Below are 19,594 nucleotides of genomic sequence, written 5' to 3'. Positions count from 1 at the left end.
CGCGAATGCACAGGCCGAAGAGGAAACCTTCATGCTCGCCACCCTCGGTGTCGTCACCATCCTGTGCATGCTCGTCAGCATCATGAGCAAGCGCATCTCGCCCCTGGTCGCGCTGATCGCCCTGCCCATCATTGCCGCGTTGCTCGGCGGTTTCGGCCTGCAGACCAGCGGCTTCATCATCACCGGTATCAAGAACGTCGCCCCGGTGGTGGGCATGTTCGTGTTCGCCATCCTGTTCTTCGGGATCATGACCGACGCCGGCATGCTCGACCCGATCATCGACCGCATCCTCAAGCGCGTCGGCACGCGGCCCACGCGGATCGTGATGGGCACAGCACTGCTGGCACTGCTGGTGCACCTGGACGGCTCGGGTGCGGTGACCTTTCTGGTGACCATCCCGGCGATGCTGCCGTTGTACACCCGGCTGGGCATGGACAAGCGCATCCTGGCCTGCGTCACGGCGATGGCGGCCGGGGTCAACTTCCTGCCTTGGACCGGCCCGGTGCTGCGCTCCTCGGCCGCGTTGCATGTGCCGGTGGCCGAGCTGTTCCAGCCGCTGATTCCGGTGCAGATCGTCGGGCTGATCTTCGTCTTCACCTGCGCCTACTGTCTCGGTCGCCGTGAAGAGCGCCGCCTGGGCCTGGGCCCGAACAACCTCGATGTGCAACCGCACCAACGGGTGCTGACCGAGGCCGAGCGCGAGCTGCGAAAACCCCGGTTGTTCTGGCTCAACCTGTTACTGACGCTGCTGGTGATGGGCGTGATGATCGCCGGCATCGTAGACCCGGTGGTGATGTTCATGCTCGGCACCGTGCTCGCGCTGTGCCTGAACTACCCCAACGTGGAGGCGCAACGCCAACGCATCGACGCCCACGCCAAGACCGCGCTGACCATGGCCAGCATCCTTCTGGCCGCCGGTGTATTCACCGGCATCATGCAAGGCACCGGCATGCTCAAGGCCATGGCCGAAGTGGCCGTGGGGCAGATTCCGGCCGGGCATGGGCAACTGATCCCGGCGGTGGTGGGCTTCATCTCCATGCCCTTGAGCCTGCTGTTCGATCCGGATTCGTTCTATTTCGGCATCATGCCGGTGGTCGCCGAAGTGGGCAAAGCCCTGGGCGTGGACCCCATGCAGGTGGCGCAGGCGTCGCTGTTGGGCGTACACACCACCGGCTTCCCGGTCAGCCCGCTGACCCCCGCCACCTTCCTTCTGGTCGGCCTGTGCAAGATCGAGCTGGCCGACCACCAGCGCTTCACCATTCCCTTCCTGTTCGCGGCCTCGGTCCTGATGACCCTGACCGCCCTGGCCATTGGAGTTTTCTGAATGAAAACCATACGAATCGGCTCCGGCGCCGGCTATTCGGGCGACCGCATCGAGCCGGCCGTCGAACTTGCGCACCATGGCGAGCTGGATTACCTGGTCTTCGAATGCCTGGCCGAGCGCACCATTGCCCTGGCCCAGCAGGCACGGCTGCTCGACCCGGAGGCCGGCTACGATCCGTTGCTGGGCGAGCGCATGCGCCGGGTGCTGCCCTGTGTAGGTCAAGGCGCCGGGGGTAATCGTCGGCGTCTGCGCATCATCACCAACATGGGCGCCGCCAACCCGCTGGGCGCCGCCCGCGAAATCCGCCGCATCGCCGCCGAGCTGGGCATGGCGCATCTCAAGGTGGCCGCGCTGACCGGCGACGATGTGCTCGCCACCCTGCTGCAACAGCCGCAGCAGCGCCTGGACAACGGCCTCGCGCTGGGGGCGCTGGGCGAGCGTTTGGTCTCGGCCAACGCCTACCTCGGCGCCGACGGCATCGTGCAGGCGCTGCGGGCCGACGCCGATGTCATCGTGACCGGGCGCGTTGCCGATCCGTCGCTGTTCCTGGCGCCGCAGCTGTTCGAGTTCGGCTGGCGCGAAGAGGATTGGACGCTGCTGGGTAAAGGCACGCTGGTCGGTCATCTGCTCGAATGCGCCGGGCAGATCAGCGGCGGCTACTTCGCCGACCCTGGCGTCAAGGACGTGCCCGACCTCGCCCGCCTCGGCTTCCCGCTGGCCGAAATCGATGCCATGGGCAATGCCGTGATCAGCAAGGTGGCCGGCTCCGGCGGGCGCATCGACACCGCTACCTGCACCGAGCAGTTGCTGTACGAGGTGCATGACCCAGCCGCCTACCTCACACCCGACGTGAGCGCCGACTTCACCCAGGTGACGTTCCAGGCCACCGCCCCGGACCACGTCCGGCTACAGGGCGCGGACGGCCACGCACGCCCTGAGGCGTTGAAAGTGTCGGTTGGCTTTCTCGACGGTTGGATCGGCGAAGGGCAGATGTCCTATGGCGGCCCGGGCGCGGTCGCCCGCGCACGCCTGGCCGAAGAGATCGTGCGCACGCGTCTGCAACTGACGGGCGTGGCCTGCGACGACATCCGCACCGAACTGATCGGCGTCAGCGCCCTGCACGGGAACGATCTGGGCCAGCGCGCCGCAGGCGAACCCTGGGAGGTACGCCTGCGGGTCGCAGCGCGCTGCGCCAGCAAAAGCGATGCGGTGCGCATCGGCAACGAGGTGGAAACCCTTTACACCAACGGCCCCTACGGCGGTGGCGGCGCGAGCAAGTCGGTGCGTCAGGTTGTGGCGGTGGCGTCGCTGTTGCTGCCCCGAGACGCCGTCACGCTGCAAGTGCACCTGGAGGACATGGCATGAACACGGCAATCAAACTGCGCGAACTGGCCCACAGCCGCACTGGCGACAAGGGCGACACGTCGAACATCTCGGTGATCGCTTTCGACCGGCAGGATTACCCGCGCCTTGCCCAATGGCTGACGGTAGAGCGCGTCACGGCGCACTTTGCCGAACTGCTGGACCCGGCAGGGCCGCCCGTTCGGCGCTATGAGTTGCCGCAGCTGGAGGCGCTCAATTTTGTCCTGCCGGGCATCCTGCGCGGCGGGGTGACGCGCTCGCTGGCACTGGATGCGCATGGCAAGGCGTTGGGGGCGGCACTGCTCGATCTGGCGATCTAGATCTGGACGCACTACCGCTCAAGCGTCGAGGCCTCAATTGCGCACGAACGCCAGCCTCATCCCCAACCCCACGAACACACCCCCCACCACGCGATCCAGCCAGCGCTGCAACCTCCGATTGCTCGACAACCCACCCGCCGCACTGCCTGCCAGCAGTGCGAAGGTGACGTCGGTGGCAAAGGCCACCAGCGCGTAGGCCAGCCCCAGCACCAGGAACGAGGCGGTGTGGTGTTCGCCCCCCGGCACCACGAACTGGGGGAAGAAGGAGATGAAGAACAGCAGCACTTTCGGGTTCATCAGGGTGGTGATGAAGCCTTTGCTCAGCAAGTCGCCCAGGCGGGCGCCTCTTTTGATGCCCGCAGCGCGATCGACGTCGCCCTGCGCCTTGCCGAACGTGCCGAGAATCAGTTTCGCCCCCAGGTAGGTCAGGTACAGCACACCGACGTACTTGACGATCGAGAACATCAACGGCGACGCGGCGATCAGCGCCGTGAGCCCTACCACGCTGGCCAAGGCATGGGTGCAACTGCCCAGCGCCACGCCGGCGGCCGAAATCACGCCGGCGCGTCGCCCATTGGCCACGCTTTGCCCGATGACATAGGCCATGTCGGGGCCGGGCGTGATGGACAACAGCAGTACGGACAGCATGAACAGCGGGAGATTGTGGATATCGAGCATGATCGATCCTGAGGCGTAACCAAGGTTGCAGACGGGCCAGGCAGCTTATCACTCAGTGCGCCCATTGCAGCCCAGGGCTTCGCGTCGATCTTCTGCCCGTTGCCGCTGACAAAAAATCACCCGCTCCAGGTCTTCCCGAGCGGGTGATCGTTCAGCGAGGGCGCCGTTGCGGCTCAGCCCTCAATGCCGGTGCAGCGTCTGCCGAACCGACTTGACCTGATCGGCCGTCACCGCGCCGGCCTCATTCGACCAGCCACCGCGCAGGAAGGTGGCGAGCTCCGCCACTTCCGAATCGCTGAGCCGCTCGGCGAAGCCCGGCATCGGCAGCACCGACGGCGCACGCTCGGTCGACGGCGTTTGCGCACCGGCCAGAATCACGTTGATCAACGCGCCGGGGTGGTCGGCATTCACTACCGAAGCGCCGTTCAGACGCGGGAACACATGGGGCGCGCCTTCGCCGTTGACGAAGTGGCAGGCGTTGCAGTTGTCGACGTACAGGCGCTCGCCCAAGGTCAGGTCCTTGGCCGCGGTCAGCTTGGCCGTGGTGGCCTGGTCGCGGTCGGGCTTGGCTTGGGTCAGCTGGCGCTCCTTGCCTTCGAGCGACTTGAGGTAGACCGCCATGGCGGTCAGGTCGGCGTCGCTCATGTGCGAGGTGCTGTTGGCGACCACATCCTTCATCTCGCCGGCTACCGAAGCCGTGCTGTTACGCCCGGTGCCGAGGTAGTCGACGATCTGCTGCTGCGTCCAGTGCGGCATGCCGCGCAGCGAGGGCACGGCCCAGCCATTGAGCTCAGCGCCGGTCAGGTAACCCTTGGCCGATTCGTCCAGCCCGGTTTCCTGCAAGGTCAGCGCGCGTGGCGTGTGGCACGAACCACAGTGGCCCAGGCCCTGCACCAGGTAGGCGCCGCGCTGTTCCTGCGCGGTGGCGCCTTCGACGGCAACCAGGGGTTTGGCCTGGTCGTCGGGCAATGGCGAGAACAACGTGCGCCAGTACGCCAGCGGCCAGCGGATCGACAGCGGCCAGGGAATGTCGTTGGCCTTGTTCGGCTGCTCCACGGGCGCCACGCCTTTCATGAAGTAGGCGTAGAGCGCTTGCAGGTCCTCGTTGGAGATCTTCGCGTACGAGGGGTACGGCATGGCCGGGTACAGCGCATCGCCGTTGTGGTTGATGCCGCGGCGCATGGCCCGCTCGAAGTCGCCATAGCTCCAGTTGCCGATCCCGCGCTTGGCATCCGGGGTGATGTTGGTCGAGTAGATGGTGCCGATCGGCGAGCCGATGCCCAGGCCACCGGCGAACGGCTTGCCACCGGGCGCCGTGTGGCAGGCCACGCAGTCGCCCACGCGGGCCAGGTAAGCGCCTTTCTCCACCAGTGGCGGAGTGATGGGTTGTTCGAGCTTGGCGGTGGGGTCGCCGGAACGGTTGAGCAGGAAACTCACGCCCCAGGCGAGCAAGGCGACGACCAGGGCGATCACCAGCAAGGTGAGCAGCACGGAACGGGATTTGTTTTTCATCGTCGCGTTCCTCACGCCTGCACCAACGGGCCGGGGTTTTTCAGGTACTGCTCCTTGATGGCCTGGGCCGCGAACAGTGTGATCGCGCCGATCAGCGCGGTGGGGTTGGCCTGGAAGTTCTGTGGGAAGGCATTGCCGCCGGGCACGAAGACGTTATGCACGTCCCAGCTCTGCAGGTAGCGGTTCAGCGCACTGGTCTCGGGCGACTCGCCCATGATCGCGCCGCCCACGTTGTGGGTGGAGACATACTTGGTGATGTCCCAGTGCGAATCCATCCCTAAGTAGCTTTCGCTGTAGCTGTCGGGGGCAAGCTCTTTGGTGATGCCCTGCACGATGCCGCGCAGGTGCTGTTGCAGGCGCAGTTCGTTGGGTTTCCAGTCAAAGGTGATGCGCAGCAGCGGCTGGCCCCACGGGTCTTTGTAGGTGGGGTCGAGGTCGACGTAGTGCTCGCGGTACGACATGCAGCCGGTGGAGATACTGACCTTCATCGAATGGCCGTACCAGTCCTGCATGCCCTCCTTCCAGCCTTGGCCCCATTCCGGCGTACCGGCGGGCAATGCGGTGCCGATCGGCGTGCCGGTGGCCTGCGAGCTGTGGATCTTCGCGCCGCCGATGATGCCAAGGCCCGGGCCGTCGAAGTTGCCCGGCGAGATGTCGTTGAACATCTGCCCGGTGGCGCCGGCCGTGGCGAACGGATTGAACTGCTGATCCTTGAAGAACAGCGTGGTGCCGCCGACGCTGAGGTAGGCGTAGTTACGCCCTACCGTGCCCGTCTGCGACACCGGGTCGTACGGCTTGCCGATGCCCGAGAGGAGCATCAGGCGCACGTTGACGAACTGGAAGCCGGCCAGGATGACGATCTTGGCTGGCTGGAACACGGTGTTGCCGTCGGCATCGGCGTAGGTCACACCCTTGGCGGTCTTGCCATCGGGGTGCAGTTCGACTTTCAACACGTTGGCGTTGACCCGGTAGTCGAAGTTGTCCAGGCGCTTGAGCGCGTCCATCACCGCCGTTTGCGGCGAGGCTTTGGAGAAGTTCAGGCACGGGTACTTGCTGCAATAGCCGCAGTAGTTGCACGGCGCGATCTGGTTGCCGTAGGGGTTCTTCCAGGCCCGCGACACGTTCGCTGAGGGGTTGGGAAACGGGTGGTAGCCCAGCTTGCGCGCCGCATTGGCGAACAGCGTGTTGTTCAGCGTGTCTTCCAGTGCGGGCAGCGGGCAGGGGTTGGAGCGCGGGCCTTCAAAGGGGTCGCCGCCGTGGATGATCTGCCCGCGCAGGTTGCCGGTCTTGGCCGACAAACCGCAGATCTTGTCGAACTTGTCGAGGTACGGCTCGATCTCGTCCCAGGTGAACGGGAAGTCTTCGATCTGCATGTTGCTCGGCAGCACGCCGGGGCCATAAGCCTCTTGCGCGTAGGTCTTGAGCTTGAGGTCGGTGGGCGTGGGGCGGATCAGCACGCCGGTCCAGTGCAGGCCCGAGCCGCCCACGCCGGTGCCGGGCACGAACGCGCCCCACTGGCGGGTCGGCAGCGCAGTGCCGGTGAGGCTGTGGCGCACGGTCAGGGCCGCGTCCTTGGGCGTGGCCATGACCTTGTTGCGCAGGCCATAGGCGTACTGGTCAGCAGGCTTTGGGTAGGCAAAATCGGCGTTGCTGCGGTCTTCACCGCGCTCGAGCGCACGCACTTTCAAGCCCGCCTGGGCCAGTTCGATGCTCATCAGCGAACCGGTCCAACCGAGACCGACTACGACGACATCGACTTCATCATTGGTGATGTTTGACATGAGAAACCTTGAATGCTGGATCGCTGGGCGAAGGGTTCAACCGCGCTGGCCGGTCAGGCTGACGGGCCCGAGGGGATACGGGACGTTGTGCTGCGCGACCCATTCCAGGTAGCTGGCGCGGGCACCGGGAAAGCCGATGGCGATCCACGCCTTCATGCCCTTGTTGCCGCCGTAGATGGGGTCGGCGAGCCAGCCCTGGCGCGTGTGGTTGAGCAGTTCGCTGAAGAACAGCGTGCCTTTGAGCATGGTTTCGCCTGTGGCGGTGAAGTCGACTTCACCGCCCTGCAGCTTTTTCAGGGCCTCGTCGCGCTTACCCAGCTCGAGCAACGCGAAGTGCTCGCCGTAGGTCTTCTGGCACCAGGCGTCGAAGCCGGCAATGCCCTTCTGGTAGATCTGCTGCACGGTGTACGGCAGTTGATAACCCAAGGTGGGCGGCGCGTTCACATCGAACGGGCCCTGCAGGTACACCTCGTTACCCAGGTCACTGGCCAATTGCTGGTCGATGAAGATCGGCACGTTGGTTTCCAGCGCGCCGGGGCCGCGGCCATCGGCGGGAATCAGCCGGTCGCAGGCGGCGAGGATCAGCGTCCATTCGGCGGGGGTGAAGAAGGTCGGCTTGTAGCCTTCCAGGCTCGGCGCGGCGAGCTCGGCGGCGGCGGCGGCCGACAGGCCTTTGACCGCAATGCCCATGGCAGGCAGGGCGATCAGGGAGGACAGCAGGAACTTCCTCCGTGATGTTTGTGTGGCTGAGAGCATGCATGGCACCTATGGCTAATCACAACGAACCCAATAGCCACCCTGCCCTGTCGGGGGAGGCGCTTGCTGCCTGATCCTGGCCTGCGTCCTTCGAGACGTCTGTGGCGGCTTTGGTAGGTTTTTCTGGATTGATCAGGAAGAAACGACCTCGGCCATGCACGGGTCTTGGCCAGTGTCATGGGGGGCGGCTAGGCTCACGGAGGCGAAATGATAGCAGCCTAATTAATTTCTCATAACCCCAAATACTCTATATAGGTCAACAGACTATTTGTCGCAGGAGATTTCTGGCTGCTTGACCAGTGCTTGCATTGACACGCTCAAGCACTACGGCTCCAAGCGTATGGCCGCTTCGTTCCACCTTCAGGATCAGAGCAGCGGCGAGAAGAAATCGTTTCAAGAAATTACGCAATTTACGCTATCGGCCAGCTGATGCCGACTTCTGGCCTGTTGAAGGTAGCGGCACGCTGCCCAAAGGCGCTTTCTGCAAATCCCTATCTCAATCACTCGGCGTAGCAGTCGTCTCAACGGTACGAGCACGGGCTCAGTGTTCCACCGCGTTCAGCGCATTCATGAACGCCTCGCTCAGTGAATTCGCCTGATGAACCGCCATGAAGTCATTAGCTTGCTCGAACCGCTGAAAGGTCCTGTTGTGCAGCAGGTAGAAGCCATCGCAGTGCTCGGCGACTTCAGTGATCTGATGAGAGGAAAACACCACAGTTGCGCCCAAGGCGCAGGCATGCCGCACGGCCTGCCAAAGGTAGTACTGAAACTCAGGGTCTACGCCTGCGGTGGGCTCATCGAGAATGAACAGGTCACTCCCGGAGGTCAGCAGTGACAACGCGAGGAAACTTCTGATTTCGCCATAGCTGCATACACCTGCGGGTTTGGCCCAGATGTCCATATAGCGGATCGCTAGCCGTGGGGAAATTTGCTCCAGCATCGCCGAAATCTCATCCCGGCTCCGTACACGGTCGGCGTTCAGGCAGGCCACAAAGCGATAGGCCTCGTGCATGCGCATCGACGCTGGCAGGGTGATGATTTGCGAGAGGTAGCTGACGGAACGGGCTCGATTGTCGAAGACCTCACTGACCGTAGCGCGAAGGCCGCACAGGATGTCGAAGAAGGTAGTCTTGCGCCGATAATGCCAGTGATCGAACCTGCAGGAATCTCAAGACCGGCCTGATGGAATATCACCCGTTTCCTGTATGAAAAGTTCAGGCCCTGGATGTGCACGATGTTCATCAGTAACGCCCCCAGACCGGATGGACTCGAAAAAAACGACCGACTATTAACACTGACCCGATGAATAGTGCGGCGATGCCCAGCGCAGTCCACACATTTGTAACTCCATCAAAGAATACTGCGCACAGCGCTAAAGGGCTGTAGGACATAAGGCCTACCAAACCAGAGTCCCCATACAGAGCGCCGACGAAAGTTGAGGTGAGCATGAAAAATGAAATGATGGAGAATAACGTATTGGCGCTGGAATACTTGATCGGCAATAAGGCGATCAGTAATCCGACACTGGCGAATACCCAGTAACTGAGCAAGTAGCCGATGATGACCTGCACATACTCAGCGACGCTGAGCATACCCAGCATTGAACGTGTAACACCATAGAAAATACTGGCGTATACCAAAGCCACTCCGATATGCGTCATGACATGCGCGATCAGGAAAATCTTTATCGCCTCGGGCCGATATATGAATGATCTGACGAATCCGCTTTCCCGCCGCCCGATCAGGTACAGGCTCAGGCCAAAGAACGCATTGGTGGCGGCTAGGTAAGTGTAGAACCAGGCCGAGGTGGCAAGGTAGTCGGTTGCGGCTAGGGCGGAATCGGTTTTGGTGCGTTGCAGCATGACGTACAGCACGCAGGGGTAAATGATGGTCCATAGCACTGCCATGGGTTCGCGGGTCTGTTCTTTGATGAGCACGCAGATGACACCATGAATGCGTGTCACACTGCTGAACTCGAAAGGAGTGGTCGGCATCTCATTCTCTCTTTACTGTTCCCTGTACAACGCGCAATCAACGTGAGCCGAGAATAAATACAGGGATGGAGTAGGCGTTGTTGGTAGCGCCTCAGCGCGTAGAGAGAATCAAACCCACATAGCAACACACTCGCCAGGCATAGAAGATCGCTAATAGTCCTTGCAACAACCGGTGTCGTCAATAAAAAAATTACTATCAAGTGGCATGCTGAGAATTCACTATTTGAAACATCTCCAGTCCTAGGAAAAATCCTAGAAATCTTCCTACACAGCATTACCTTTAGTCCGCACGAAATGGACTAAGACACTCTTGCATATAACGTCCAACTCTCCCCCAAGGGTCATATATCTCACAAACTCCCAGTCTTGAAGCGAACTTGTAGGGCGTATTGAGATTTTAAAAATAACTCAGAACAGTGTAAGTGCTCGCCAGCCCCGTCGCTTGGCTGAGGACCGCTTCGCCGCCCTTTACGACTGACCGGAGCGCGGGACCGCTCGCTCCTGTACCCCCTTCTAAATCAACAGCTATGCATAGTTGTATGACAGCGAGCATGCCCGCGAATGTTGTTAACGCTAACGCAAATATTCTGATCGAACGCACTGCCTGGGCGTTCTTTCGCGAACAAGAACCGGGCGTCCACCTCGCTCCACAGGACTGGATTCTGCTCAATTGTCAGGCACAGCGCTCACCCCATCTTTTTCCTCACCAACCCCCACAAAAATCCTCATTTCGCTCCCCCCATATTCCCGGGACTATGACCCCATCCCCCGCCGCCCACCGCCGCAGCGGGCTGCACCTGGCCGGGCGCTGACTCGCCCGTTCCCTGACCCGTTCGAAGGACACCCCCATGCCCGCACAGACAACAACCCTCGACACCCTGGTGATCGGCGCCGGCCAGGCCGGGATCGCGGCCAGTGAACATTTGAGCAGCCTCGGCGTGCCGCACCTGGTGCTGGAGCGCAAGCGCATCGCCGAGGCGTGGCGCAGTGGGCGCTGGGATTCGCTGGTGGCCAACGGGCCGGTGTGGCATGACCGTTTTCCGGGGCTGGACTTCGATGAGCTCGACCCCGATGCGTTCGCCGGCAAAGACCGCGTGGCCGACTACTTCGAGGCCTATGTGGAGAAATTCAACGTGCCGGTGCGCACTGGCGTGGAGGTGAAACGCGTTACACGCAATGTCGGTAAGCCCGGCTTTCGGGTGGAAACCAGTGAAGGCGTGATCGAGGCGCAGCGCGTGGTGGTGGCCACCGGCCCCTTCCAGACTCCGGTGATTCCGCCCATCGCACCGCAGGAGGCCGGGCTGTATCAGATTCACTCAGCCGACTACTTCAACCCGCAGCAATTGCCAGACGGCGCAGTGCTGGTGGTCGGTGCCGGCTCCTCCGGCACGCAGATCGCCGATGAACTGCAACGCGCCGGCAAGCAGGTGTACCTCTCGGTGGGCGCCCACGACCGCCCGCCACGGCGCTACCGCAACCGGGACTTCTGCTGGTGGCTGGGCGTGCTCGGCGAGTGGGATGCCGAGACCCCGCGCCAGGGCCGCGAGCACGTGACCATCGCGGTGAGCGGTGCGCGCGGCGGCAATACCGTCGACTTCCGGGCGCTGGCCCATGAAGGCATGACCCTGGTCGGGCTGACGAAGTCATTCGACAACGGCGTGGTGACCTTCCAGCCGGACCTGGCCGCCAACCTGGCTGCCGGCGATGCCAACTACCTGGCTGTGCTGGACGCTGCCGACGCCTACATCGAACGCCACGGCCTGGACCTGCCCGAAGAGCCCCAAGCGCGCCACCGCTACCCGGACCCAGCCTGTGTCAGCGAGCCGATTCTCAGCTTGAATCTGCGTGAGGCCGGTATCACCAGCGTGATCTGGGCCACGGGCTATTCGGTCGACTACAGCTGGTTGCAGGTCGATGCGTTCCAGGACAACGGCAAGCCCAAGCATCAACGCGGCGTGTCCAGCGAGCCGGGTGTGTATTTCCTCGGCCTGCCGTGGCTGTCGCGGCGCGGGTCGAGCTTCATCTGGGGGGTGTGGCACGACGCCAAGCATGTCGCCGGGCACATCGCCACGCAGCGCAGCTACAGCGCCTACCGCGATGCCGGGCAGCGTCAGGCCGAGTTCCAGACGCATGCCGCCCCCCAATCTCCTCCGCCCGCCCAGGCGTTCGAGCGAAATTCACGGTAGGCGGCCGGTCCGGCGCTCCGGTCAGCCGCAATGGGCCGCAAGGCGGCCCAACCCACATGCCTCGCGACCTCAAGAGCACCGGCCCGCGCGCCTGCTCGCAACGGCCATCGACAGCCCGTCAGCGCGCAGACAGACCTACCCAGCCAAGGCTCAGTCAACCCAGCGAATTCACTTCACCAGGAACGCTTTCATGCCAACCCATACCCGCATCCGCATGTTCAACACCAAGACCACCTACCCCAACCAGTCGCTGGACAATGACCTGTGCCAGGCCGTGCGTGCCGGCAATACCGTGTACGTGCGCGGCCAGGTCGGCACCGACTTCGACGGCAACCTGGTGGGCCTGGGCGATGCTGCGGCGCAGGCCGAGCAGGCCATGAAGAACGTCAAGCAACTGCTGGAAGAAGCCGGCAGCGACCTGTCGCATATCGTCAAGACCACCACCTACCTGATCGATCCGCGCTACCGCGAGCCGGTGTACCAGGTGGTAGGCAAGTGGCTGCGCGGGGTGTTTCCGATTTCCACCGGGCTGGTGGTCTCGGCCCTCGGGCAGCCGCAGTGGCTGATGGAAATCGACGTGATCGCGGTGATTCCCGAAGCAAAGGAGTCGCGCCCATGACCTTCTCGATCATCGGCCGCTGCGCTGAAACCGGCCAACTGGGCATCGCCATCAGCTCGTCGAGCATCGCCGTCGGTGCACGCTGCCCTTGGGTGCGCGCGGGGGTCGGCGCGGTGTCGACGCAGAACGTGACCTTGCCCGCGCTCGGCCCGGAAATCCTCGACCTGCTCGAACACCAGTCGCTCAGCCCGCAACAGGCGCTGGACCACGCCTTGAACACCAACGGCTGGAGCCAGTACCGACAGGTGACGGTGATCGACGACCAAGGCCGGGTGGCGCTGTTCAGCGGGCAGCAGGCGCTGGGTCTCTTCAACGCCGTACCGGGCGAGCAATGCGCTGCGGCAGGCAACCTGCTGGCCGCGCCCGAGGTGATCCAGGCCATGGTCGATGCCTTCGAGCAGGCGCCCGGTGCATTGGCCGACCGGTTGCTGGCGGCCATGCACGCGGCGATGGCGGCCGGTGGCGAAGCGGGCCCGGTGCACTCGGCGGCGCTCAAGGTGGCGGGCGACCTGGTCTGGCCGATCATCGACCTGCGGGTGGACTGGGCCGAGCACGACCCCATCGGCCAGCTCGACGGCCTGTGGCAGGCTTACCAGCCGCAGATGCAGGACTACCTCACCCGCGCCCTCGACCCCACCGCCGCCCCGACCTACGGAGTGCCGGGTGATGAATGAACCTTGCAGCCGCGACGTGCTGGCGCAGCTGATCGGCTTCGCCACGGTGAGCCGCGACTCGAACCTGGCATTGATCGAGTTCATCGCCGAGTACCTCGCGGGGTACGGCATACAGGCCGAACGGCTGTTCAACGAAGCAGGCAACAAGGCCAACCTGTTCGCCACCCTCGGCCCGGACATCGCCGGCGGCATCGTCCTGTCGGGGCACACCGATGTGGTGCCGGTGGACGGCCAGGCCTGGACAGTGCCGCCGTTCGAGATGAGCGAGGCCAATGGGCGTTTGTACGGGCGCGGGACAGCGGACATGAAGGGCTTCATCGCCTGCGTGCTGGCCGCCGTGCCGCGCCTGCTGGCCAAGCCGCTGCGCAGTCCGGTGCACCTGGCGTTTTCCTACGATGAAGAGGTCGGTTGCCTTGGGGTGCGGCCAATGCTCGAGGCGCTCAACCAGCGCCCGCACACACCGCGGCTGTGCCTGATCGGCGAACCTACCGAACTGCAACCGGTGCTGGGCCACAAGGGCAAGCTGGCGATGCGCTGCGAGGTGCATGGGCTGGCCTGCCATTCGGCCTATGCGCCGTCGGGTGTCAATGCCATCGAATACGCCGCGAAGCTGATTGGTCGGTTGGGCACGATTGGCGAAGCGCTGGCGGCGCCCGAGCATCACGATGCGCGCTTCGACCCGCCCTACTCCACTGTGCAGACAGGCCTCATCCAGGGCGGCCGTGCGTTGAACATCGTGCCGGCCGAGTGCACCTTCGATTTCGAGGTGCGCACCCTGCCCGGCTTCGACGCGCAGCAGGTGGTGGATGATCTGCGAGCCTATGCTGATGGCGATTTATTGCCGCGCATGCAGGCGGTGAGTGTCGATACCGATATCCGTCTGCGGCCGCTCAGTGCTTACCCTGGACTGGCGACGGCGGCTGACAGCGAGGCGGCTTTGCTGCTGGCGCAGCTGTGCGGGTCGGACGCATTCTCTACGGTGGCCTTCGGCACCGAGGGCGGGCTGTTCGATGAGGCCGGGATTCCCACGGTGGTGTGCGGACCGGGGAGCATGGATCAGGGGCACAAGCCGGATGAGTTCATCACTCTGGTGCAACTTGAGGGCTGCGACGCGATGCTGGGGCGGCTGGCCGAGTACCTCCAGGACTGATCGAGCAGGTCACAAGGCTCGCAAGGCGCCCCATGACTGCCCGACAGCACGGCGCCACGTCCTCTAGCCGCCTTGACTCAACGCCGTCAACCGCTCGCGGCAGTAATCCACAAATGCCTGCGCCGGCTTGGTCAACTGCCCCTTGCGCAAGCGCGCGCTGACCAGCCCGGACGGCGTGACCGGCTCGGCGATCTCCAGCGTCACCAGGCTTTGGCCATCATAGGTGTGGCTGGAAAACGGTCGCGTCACCAGTAACGAGAATCCGAAGCCTTGCCCGACCATGCCGCGCACCATTTCGATCGATGGCGAGCCAAAGACGATGTTCGGCGTCAGCCCCAGCTCGTGGAACAGGCTGACGAAGTAGGTGCGGCTGGGCAGCACGTCAAGGAGGATCATCGGCTCGCGCACCAGGTCGCGTAGCGACACTTCGCGCTGGCCGGCATAGCGGTGGTTGGCCGGCAGCAGCACGTAGGGCTTCTGCGCCGGCATCAGCGGCTCGGTCTCGATGGTGTTGTCCAGCTCGTGTTCATAGAGGAAGACCACATCGAAGCTGCCGGCGGTGAGGCCCTGCACCAGTTCCTGCTGGTCGCCGTCGCGCAGACGGATGTCGACGCCGGGGTAGAGCTGTTTGAAACCTGCAATCAGTTGCGGCAGGTACAGCGGCGCGACGGTCTCGAAGCAGCCGATGTCGATCTGCCCGCTCATCACTTCGTTGTCGGCCAGGGCGTTCTGCTCGAACTCATGGGCAAGGCGCAGCAGCTCGCGGGCCTTGTGATAGAACCGTTTGCCGCTGGGGGTCAGCGACACGCCCTGGGCGTGATGGCGGATGAACAGCTGCACATTGAAGCTGCCTTCCAGGTTCTTGATCGCCGTGGAGATCGACGGCTGGGCGATGTACAGCTGGCGCGAGGCTTCGGCCACGCTGCCGGCTTCGACCGTGGTCACGAAATACTTCAGTTGGCGCAGGGAATAGGCAGCCACGGGCACCTCGTAGGCGGCGGCGGGCCGGGCACAGTGGCCGCGCGCGCAGGGAAATCCGACCTGCACAGTAGCGCAACCGGCACCTGGCCGGGCAATGCCTTGGCGAGCTTTTTCATAAGGCCGAAGAACATTTTTAATCGTTTTCCTGCGGCCGGGACTGGCGCACCATCGACTCACCAACCTACAAGAACAGCGCCGGGCGCCCTCTGCGACCCGCCGCCAGTTGCACCCCTTACTGCCTCTACACCATCACAATCACAAGTAATGAGGGAGTCTCCATGCGTACTCGTCACGCGTCGCTCGGCCTTGCGCTGCTCACCGCCGTCAGCCTGCCCGCCTTTGCCCAAACCCCTAGCCTGACCGTTATCTCCTTTGGTGGCGCCACCAAGGCTGCCCAGCAAGCGGCCTACTTCCAGCCGTTTGAAAAGAGCGGCGCGGGCAAGATTGTTGCCGGGGAGTACAACGGCGAACTGTCGAAGATCAAGGCCATGGTCGACGTCGGCCATGTGTCCTGGGATGTGGTCGAAGTCGAGAGCCCAGAGTTGGTGCGCGGCTGCGAATCGGGGCTGTTCGAGAAGCTCGATGCGAACATCATTGGTCAGGCCTCGACCTTCCTGCCCGGCACGGTCAGCGAGTGCGGCGTGGCCAGCTACGTGTGGTCGATGGTGCTGGCTTACAATCCGCAGAAACTCAAGCAAGGCCCGGCCTCGTGGGCCGACTTCTGGGACACCCAGCGCTTCCCCGGCAAGCGCGGTATGCGTAAGGGCGCCAAGTACACGTTGGAAGCGGCGCTGCTGGCCGACGGGGTTTCGCGTGAAGACCTGTACAAGGTGCTGGCCACCCCTGAGGGGGTGACCCGCGCGTTCAAGAAGCTCGACCAGATCAAGCCCAACATCCAATGGTGGGAAGCCGGCGCGCAACCCGCACAGTGGTTGGTGGCGGGCGACGTGGTGATGTCGGCGGCCTACAACGGGCGTATCGCCACGGCGCAGAAGGAAGGCTCGGACCTTAGCATCGTCTGGGCCGGCAGCCTGTATGACCCGGACCACTGGGCCATCGTGCGCGGCAGCAAGAACAAGGCCCTGGCCGAGAACTTCATCCGCTTTGCCAGCCAGACTGACACGCAGAAAACCTTCTCCACCCAGATCCCTTACGGGCCGATCCGCCAGGACGCTCTGGCGCAACTGCCGGCCGACGTGCAGCGGCAACTGCCCACCGCACCGGAGAACCTGGCGCAGGCGCAGTTGGTCGATGCCGAGTTCTGGGTTGACCATGGGGAAGAACTGGAAGAGCGCTTCAATGCCTGGGCGGCGCGGTAGGGTGGCAACCCACTGTTGAGTCGAACGCCGACGGCTGGCCCCACGGGCGGGTCAGCCGGAGTCGGCCTCGAAGGGCGCGGTACTGGCCTGGATAGCCCGTCCCCCCTGAGGTGCCCGCGCTGCGAGTTCCTCTTGATACCTCAAGGTCCCCTCTACGGCCGGCAGCATTTCCCGGATGCGTCCACGGGGCTCGTCCACTCGGCAAAGCCGACCGATACCGGAGCGCAGCATGTATCGGTTCGCCCATTCCAGAAACAGGGCTTTGGTACCGTCCCACGTCAGGATGTCTTTGAGCTGCTCGCCTTTGCTACCAGGGATGTGCGCACTCAGTAGCTGTTGAGCCTGCGCAGAACGGATTCCAACCCGCCCGAGGGGTGGGTTCCCGCCTGCCAACGCGAGCAGGAGCATTGGATCGATCTTGACCACGATGGCTAGCCGATACGTTGGCTGCTCAGCAGGTAACCTTCTGGAAAAATCATTTGGAAAAGGGGGGGCGGCGCTCTGCGCCGGTACTCATCTCGCCGCACTGGCATGGTCAAGCTGATCGGACAAACGTCTCTCGCAGAGCCATAGCGCAACATCTAGTCGCCGTCAGCAGCACGGTACATCAAACCGGACACTGAACAGCGGATGCAGATGCTCGGCAAGCTCCAGTTGGTCGGGCGCGAATACGTTTTCTGCCGCGGGAAAAGGCGACATACCTTGGGGTACCTGCGTGTACTCGCCAGGGGAATCTTGGGTCATCGCCTACACTCCTGTTTTAGATCATGGCCTCGAGTGCGGCTTCGAGCGCGTGCAGTTCGACCGCGATGCCGTCCCCGTAGTAGGCCACGCGCTGGGAGCAATCTACGCTGACGCTCACACCACTTCCAGTCAGTTGCCCGGGGTATTTGCGCAGCAGCAGGCTCAGGCAGTTGGGTAGCGGCCAAGTGGCCTGATCGACCGACCAGCAGGGGTCGGTGAACTGCAGCACACAGGCGCCCGTGGCGGTGTCGATCACCTCGGGCGAATGAACCCAGTGTGATGGGCCCGCCTCCCAAGGGCTGACCCGCACCTGATAACGGCCATCAGCAGAGGTCGCCAGCAGCTCGGTGGTCACCGCACGCCCCCAGAACGAGCGACCGCCGCCCCTTGCCCCAACCGACTCAACCACACCGATCCCAGAATCACCCCGCCGCCCACCAGCAACCGCCCGAGCGGCGCGCCCTGGTTCCAGATCAGCAGGTTCAGCACCAACCCCACCGGCACGTGCAGGTTGTTCATCACTGCGAGCGTTGCGCCGGGCACCAGGCATGCGCCCTTGTTCCACCAGTACAGCCCCAGTGCAGTCGGCACCAGGCCGAGGAAGGCCAGCACCTGCCACTGCACCGCGGTGCTGGGCAGGTGTGCGGCGTTGCCAAACAACAGAAAGCCCGGCAAGGCCACCAGCAGCGCGCCGATGTAGAAATAGCCAAAGCGCCGATAGTGCGGCAAGTCGCTGGGGTGGCGGGCGATGAGGTGGCGGTACAGCACCTGGCCGGCGGCGTAGGTGAAGTTGGCCAGTTGCAGGAGCAGGAAACCGATGAAGAAGTCGCCGCTGATGCTGTCGAAACGGATCACCGCCGCGCCCGCGACCGCCACGGCTGCGGCCAGCAGCGCCCATGGGTTGAAGCGTCGGTTCAGGGCATCTTCGATGAGGGTCACGTGCAGCGGGGTGAGGATGGTGAACAGCAGCACTTCCGGCACGCTCAGCACGCGGAAACTCAAATAGAGGCACACATAGGTGATGCCGTACTGCAACGCGCCGATCAGCAGCAGCGAGCGCATGAAGCGCGGCTCGACCTGGCGCCAGCGGGTCAGCGGCAGGAACACCAGGGCCGCCAGCACGACGCGGGCCAGCACGGCGAAATAACTGTCGACCTGCCCGGCCAGGTATTCGCCGATCAGGTTGAAGGAAAACGCCTGGATCAGCGCGACGATAATCAGGTAGCCCATGGTGGCCTCTCGGAATGCAAGGCGGCGACCTTAGCGGCTGGGGGGCGGGGGTTCAACTGTCGCAGGAAAAGAACGCGGTGCCTGGGCGTTTTTCGCGAACACGCTCGTTCCAGGGGAACGCGGTGACTGTAGGCGACTTTAGTCGCGATGAACCGCCCAGCCGTCCTAGGTCTGGACCACGCGTATCGCCAGGCAAAGCGCAATTGCAGCTGGCCCGAAACGACCGACCTGGCCCTCCCGGGCAACAGCCTCGGGCCCTTCTGCCGACCTAAAAAAAACCCGGCCAGGTTGGCCGGGTCACTACACCCAAAGGAGCAAAAGGGTGTCAGGTCGGGAATTCGCGGTATCAGGCCACAGCGGCAAGACGCGCCTTGGCCTGGTTCATGCCTTTCTCGTAGAAGTCGCCACTCATGTTCAGGCCTTCGGCATGAATGAACTCGACGTCGTGGATGCCGATGAACGCCATCACCTGGCGCAGGTAGGGTTCCTGGTGATCGCTGGCGCCGCCGGCGTGGATGCCGCCACGGGCAGTCAGCACGATGGCGCGCTTGCCGGTCAGCAGGCCTTGCGGGCCGGTCGGGGTGTACTTGAAGGTGATGCCGGCACGCAGCACGTGGTCGAGCCAGGCCTTCAACGTGCTGGGGATGGTGAAGTTGTACATCGGCGCTGCGAGCACCAGTACGTCGGCGGCGAGCAGCTCATCGGTGAGGATGTTGGAGCGGGTCAGCGCTTCGATTTCGGCGCCGGAACGCTCGGCCTCAGGCTTCGTCCAGCCGCCGAGCAGGTCGACGTCCAGGTGTGGCACGGGCTTGGCGGCGACGTCACGCAGGGTGATCACGTCATCGGGATGCGCGTTTTGCCACTGGTTGACGAACTCGCGGGTCAGCTGGCGAGAGGTCGAATCCTGTTGGCGGGCGCTGCTTTCAATGATCAGTACGTGGACCATGCGGGCCTCCATCGGCAA

At 63.6% G+C, this 19,594-nt stretch carries 20 protein-coding genes; 8 read left to right on the top strand and 12 right to left on the bottom strand.

Translation table 11 applies throughout. From position 1 onward, the window contains the following. Window positions 1–31 precede the first annotated feature (31 nt). The 3 genes from SJI00_RS04245 to SJI00_RS04235 are packed head-to-tail and all read left to right on the top strand — an operon-like array spanning window position 32 to window position 3,006. Window positions 32–1,324, top strand: coding sequence for a CitMHS family transporter (locus tag SJI00_RS04245; RefSeq protein WP_322460506.1), 1,293 nt, complete (start codon window positions 32–34; stop codon window positions 1,322–1,324). Continuing rightward, window positions 1,325–2,689: an acyclic terpene utilization AtuA family protein gene (locus SJI00_RS04240; protein ID WP_322460505.1), complete on the top strand. Its 1,365-nt coding sequence runs from the start codon at window positions 1,325–1,327 to the stop codon at window positions 2,687–2,689. It abuts the gene before it with no gap. Continuing rightward, window positions 2,686–3,006 (top strand): AtuA-related protein, encoded by a 321-nt coding sequence (locus SJI00_RS04235; protein WP_322460504.1) that lies wholly within the window; start codon window positions 2,686–2,688, stop codon window positions 3,004–3,006. Before SJI00_RS04240 ends, SJI00_RS04235 begins: the two co-directional genes overlap by 4 nt. 33 nt (window positions 3,007–3,039) lie before the next feature. Here the strand turns inward: SJI00_RS04235 and SJI00_RS04230 are convergent, their stop codons facing one another. The 6 genes from SJI00_RS04230 to SJI00_RS04205 form a co-directional block, all read right to left on the bottom strand. Beyond that, window positions 3,040–3,684, bottom strand: coding sequence for a LysE family translocator (locus tag SJI00_RS04230; protein WP_322460503.1), 645 nt, complete (start codon window positions 3,682–3,684; stop codon window positions 3,040–3,042). 180 nt (window positions 3,685–3,864) lie between these two features. Further along, the gene (locus SJI00_RS04225) at window positions 3,865–5,196 is read right to left on the bottom strand and encodes a cytochrome c (protein ID WP_322460502.1); all 1,332 of its coding nucleotides are present in this window, start codon (window positions 5,194–5,196) and stop codon (window positions 3,865–3,867) included. 11 nt (window positions 5,197–5,207) lie between these two features. Continuing rightward, window positions 5,208–6,977 (bottom strand): GMC family oxidoreductase, encoded by a 1,770-nt coding sequence (locus SJI00_RS04220; RefSeq protein WP_322460501.1) that lies wholly within the window; start codon window positions 6,975–6,977, stop codon window positions 5,208–5,210. Window positions 6,978–7,013: 36 nt separating this feature from the next. Next, window positions 7,014–7,733, bottom strand: coding sequence for a gluconate 2-dehydrogenase subunit 3 family protein (locus SJI00_RS04215; RefSeq protein WP_322460500.1), 720 nt, complete (start codon window positions 7,731–7,733; stop codon window positions 7,014–7,016). A 541-nt stretch (window positions 7,734–8,274) separates the two neighbouring features. Then, on the bottom strand, window positions 8,275–8,745 hold the full coding sequence (locus SJI00_RS04210; protein WP_322460499.1) for an AAA family ATPase: 471 nt from the start codon (window positions 8,743–8,745) through the stop codon (window positions 8,275–8,277). Between the two features lie 229 nt (window positions 8,746–8,974). Then, window positions 8,975–9,727 carry a hypothetical protein gene (locus tag SJI00_RS04205; protein ID WP_322460498.1) on the bottom strand — a complete coding sequence of 251 codons (753 nt, stop codon included), beginning with the start codon at window positions 9,725–9,727 and terminating at the stop codon, window positions 8,975–8,977. An 848-nt stretch (window positions 9,728–10,575) separates the two neighbouring features. Here SJI00_RS04205 and SJI00_RS04200 point away from each other — a divergent pair. The 4 genes from SJI00_RS04200 to argE all read left to right on the top strand — a co-directional run bounded on the left by SJI00_RS04200 (window position 10,576) and on the right by argE (window position 14,356). Continuing rightward, on the top strand, window positions 10,576–11,913 hold the full coding sequence (locus SJI00_RS04200) for a flavin-containing monooxygenase (protein WP_322460497.1): 1,338 nt from the start codon (window positions 10,576–10,578) through the stop codon (window positions 11,911–11,913). Window positions 11,914–12,103: 190 nt separating this feature from the next. Beyond that, window positions 12,104–12,532: a RidA family protein gene (locus tag SJI00_RS04195; protein WP_322460496.1), complete on the top strand. Its 429-nt coding sequence runs from the start codon at window positions 12,104–12,106 to the stop codon at window positions 12,530–12,532. Then, window positions 12,529–13,206 (top strand): DUF1028 domain-containing protein, encoded by a 678-nt coding sequence (locus SJI00_RS04190; RefSeq protein WP_322460495.1) that lies wholly within the window; start codon window positions 12,529–12,531, stop codon window positions 13,204–13,206. The genes SJI00_RS04195 and SJI00_RS04190 overlap by 4 nt, the downstream gene beginning before the upstream one ends. Beyond that, on the top strand, window positions 13,199–14,356 hold the full coding sequence (gene argE, locus SJI00_RS04185) for an acetylornithine deacetylase (protein WP_322460494.1): 1,158 nt from the start codon (window positions 13,199–13,201) through the stop codon (window positions 14,354–14,356). The genes SJI00_RS04190 and argE overlap by 8 nt, the downstream gene beginning before the upstream one ends. A 63-nt stretch (window positions 14,357–14,419) precedes the next feature. On the opposite strand, the gene SJI00_RS04180 is transcribed toward argE, so the two are convergent. After that, entirely contained in the window at window positions 14,420–15,337 is a 918-nt protein-coding gene (locus SJI00_RS04180) for a LysR family transcriptional regulator (protein WP_322460493.1), read from the bottom strand. 278 nt (window positions 15,338–15,615) lie between these two features. Here SJI00_RS04180 and SJI00_RS04175 point away from each other — a divergent pair, with 278 nt between their 5' ends. Continuing rightward, window positions 15,616–16,656 carry an ABC transporter substrate-binding protein gene (locus tag SJI00_RS04175; protein WP_322460492.1) on the top strand — a complete coding sequence of 347 codons (1,041 nt, stop codon included), beginning with the start codon at window positions 15,616–15,618 and terminating at the stop codon, window positions 16,654–16,656. A 431-nt stretch (window positions 16,657–17,087) separates the two neighbouring features. Here the strand turns inward: SJI00_RS04175 and SJI00_RS04170 are convergent, their stop codons facing one another. From SJI00_RS04170 to SJI00_RS04150, 5 genes are all read right to left on the bottom strand, one after another. Continuing rightward, window positions 17,088–17,189, bottom strand: a complete 102-nt coding sequence (locus SJI00_RS04170) for a hypothetical protein (RefSeq protein WP_322460976.1) — start codon at window positions 17,187–17,189, stop codon at window positions 17,088–17,090. A 58-nt stretch (window positions 17,190–17,247) separates the two neighbouring features. Next, the gene (locus tag SJI00_RS04165) at window positions 17,248–17,400 is read right to left on the bottom strand and encodes a hypothetical protein (RefSeq protein WP_322460491.1); all 153 of its coding nucleotides are present in this window, start codon (window positions 17,398–17,400) and stop codon (window positions 17,248–17,250) included. Between the two features lie 16 nt (window positions 17,401–17,416). Next, window positions 17,417–17,755 (bottom strand): hypothetical protein, encoded by a 339-nt coding sequence (locus SJI00_RS04160; RefSeq protein ID WP_322460490.1) that lies wholly within the window; start codon window positions 17,753–17,755, stop codon window positions 17,417–17,419. Then, the gene (locus tag SJI00_RS04155) at window positions 17,752–18,630 is read right to left on the bottom strand and encodes a carboxylate/amino acid/amine transporter (RefSeq protein WP_322460489.1); all 879 of its coding nucleotides are present in this window, start codon (window positions 18,628–18,630) and stop codon (window positions 17,752–17,754) included. The genes SJI00_RS04160 and SJI00_RS04155 overlap by 4 nt, the downstream gene beginning before the upstream one ends. A gap of 346 nt (window positions 18,631–18,976) precedes the next feature. Beyond that, window positions 18,977–19,576 carry an FMN-dependent NADH-azoreductase gene (locus tag SJI00_RS04150; protein WP_322460488.1) on the bottom strand — a complete coding sequence of 200 codons (600 nt, stop codon included), beginning with the start codon at window positions 19,574–19,576 and terminating at the stop codon, window positions 18,977–18,979. Window positions 19,577–19,594 lie beyond the last annotated feature (18 nt).

It is taken from the genome of Pseudomonas gebzensis, assembly GCF_034427815.1.
In the GTDB taxonomy this organism is placed as follows: Bacteria; Pseudomonadota; Gammaproteobacteria; order Pseudomonadales; family Pseudomonadaceae; genus Aquipseudomonas.
The sequence above is the reverse complement of the archived record's forward strand: the minus strand, read 5'-3'. Positions and strand labels throughout refer to the sequence as shown.

Excerpts from the sequence above, each read along its gene's own strand:
- SJI00_RS04245 (WP_322460506.1), top strand. The coding sequence starts at position 32 with ATGCTCGCCACCCTCGGTGTCGTCACCATCCTGTGCATGCTCGTCAGC.
- SJI00_RS04240 (WP_322460505.1), top strand. The coding sequence starts at position 1,325 with ATGAAAACCATACGAATCGGCTCCGGCGCCGGCTATTCGGGCGACCGC.
- SJI00_RS04235 (WP_322460504.1), top strand. The coding sequence starts at position 2,686 with ATGAACACGGCAATCAAACTGCGCGAACTGGCCCACAGCCGCACTGGC.
- SJI00_RS04230 (WP_322460503.1), bottom strand. The coding sequence starts at position 3,684 with ATGCTCGATATCCACAATCTCCCGCTGTTCATGCTGTCCGTACTGCTG.
- SJI00_RS04225 (WP_322460502.1), bottom strand. The coding sequence starts at position 5,196 with ATGAAAAACAAATCCCGTTCCGTGCTGCTCACCTTGCTGGTGATCGCC.
- SJI00_RS04220 (WP_322460501.1), bottom strand. The coding sequence starts at position 6,977 with ATGTCAAACATCACCAATGATGAAGTCGATGTCGTCGTAGTCGGTCTC.
- SJI00_RS04215 (WP_322460500.1), bottom strand. The coding sequence starts at position 7,733 with ATGCTCTCAGCCACACAAACATCACGGAGGAAGTTCCTGCTGTCCTCC.
- SJI00_RS04210 (WP_322460499.1), bottom strand. The coding sequence starts at position 8,745 with ATGCACGAGGCCTATCGCTTTGTGGCCTGCCTGAACGCCGACCGTGTA.
- SJI00_RS04205 (WP_322460498.1), bottom strand. The coding sequence starts at position 9,727 with ATGCCGACCACTCCTTTCGAGTTCAGCAGTGTGACACGCATTCATGGT.
- SJI00_RS04200 (WP_322460497.1), top strand. The coding sequence starts at position 10,576 with ATGCCCGCACAGACAACAACCCTCGACACCCTGGTGATCGGCGCCGGC.
- SJI00_RS04195 (WP_322460496.1), top strand. The coding sequence starts at position 12,104 with ATGCCAACCCATACCCGCATCCGCATGTTCAACACCAAGACCACCTAC.
- SJI00_RS04190 (WP_322460495.1), top strand. The coding sequence starts at position 12,529 with ATGACCTTCTCGATCATCGGCCGCTGCGCTGAAACCGGCCAACTGGGC.
- argE (WP_322460494.1), top strand. The coding sequence starts at position 13,199 with ATGAATGAACCTTGCAGCCGCGACGTGCTGGCGCAGCTGATCGGCTTC.
- SJI00_RS04175 (WP_322460492.1), top strand. The coding sequence starts at position 15,616 with ATGCGTACTCGTCACGCGTCGCTCGGCCTTGCGCTGCTCACCGCCGTC.
- SJI00_RS04170 (WP_322460976.1), bottom strand. The coding sequence starts at position 17,189 with ATGCCAGTGCGGCGAGATGAGTACCGGCGCAGAGCGCCGCCCCCCCTT.
- SJI00_RS04165 (WP_322460491.1), bottom strand. The coding sequence starts at position 17,400 with ATGACCCAAGATTCCCCTGGCGAGTACACGCAGGTACCCCAAGGTATG.
- SJI00_RS04155 (WP_322460489.1), bottom strand. The coding sequence starts at position 18,630 with ATGGGCTACCTGATTATCGTCGCGCTGATCCAGGCGTTTTCCTTCAAC.
- SJI00_RS04150 (WP_322460488.1), bottom strand. The coding sequence starts at position 19,576 with ATGGTCCACGTACTGATCATTGAAAGCAGCGCCCGCCAACAGGATTCG.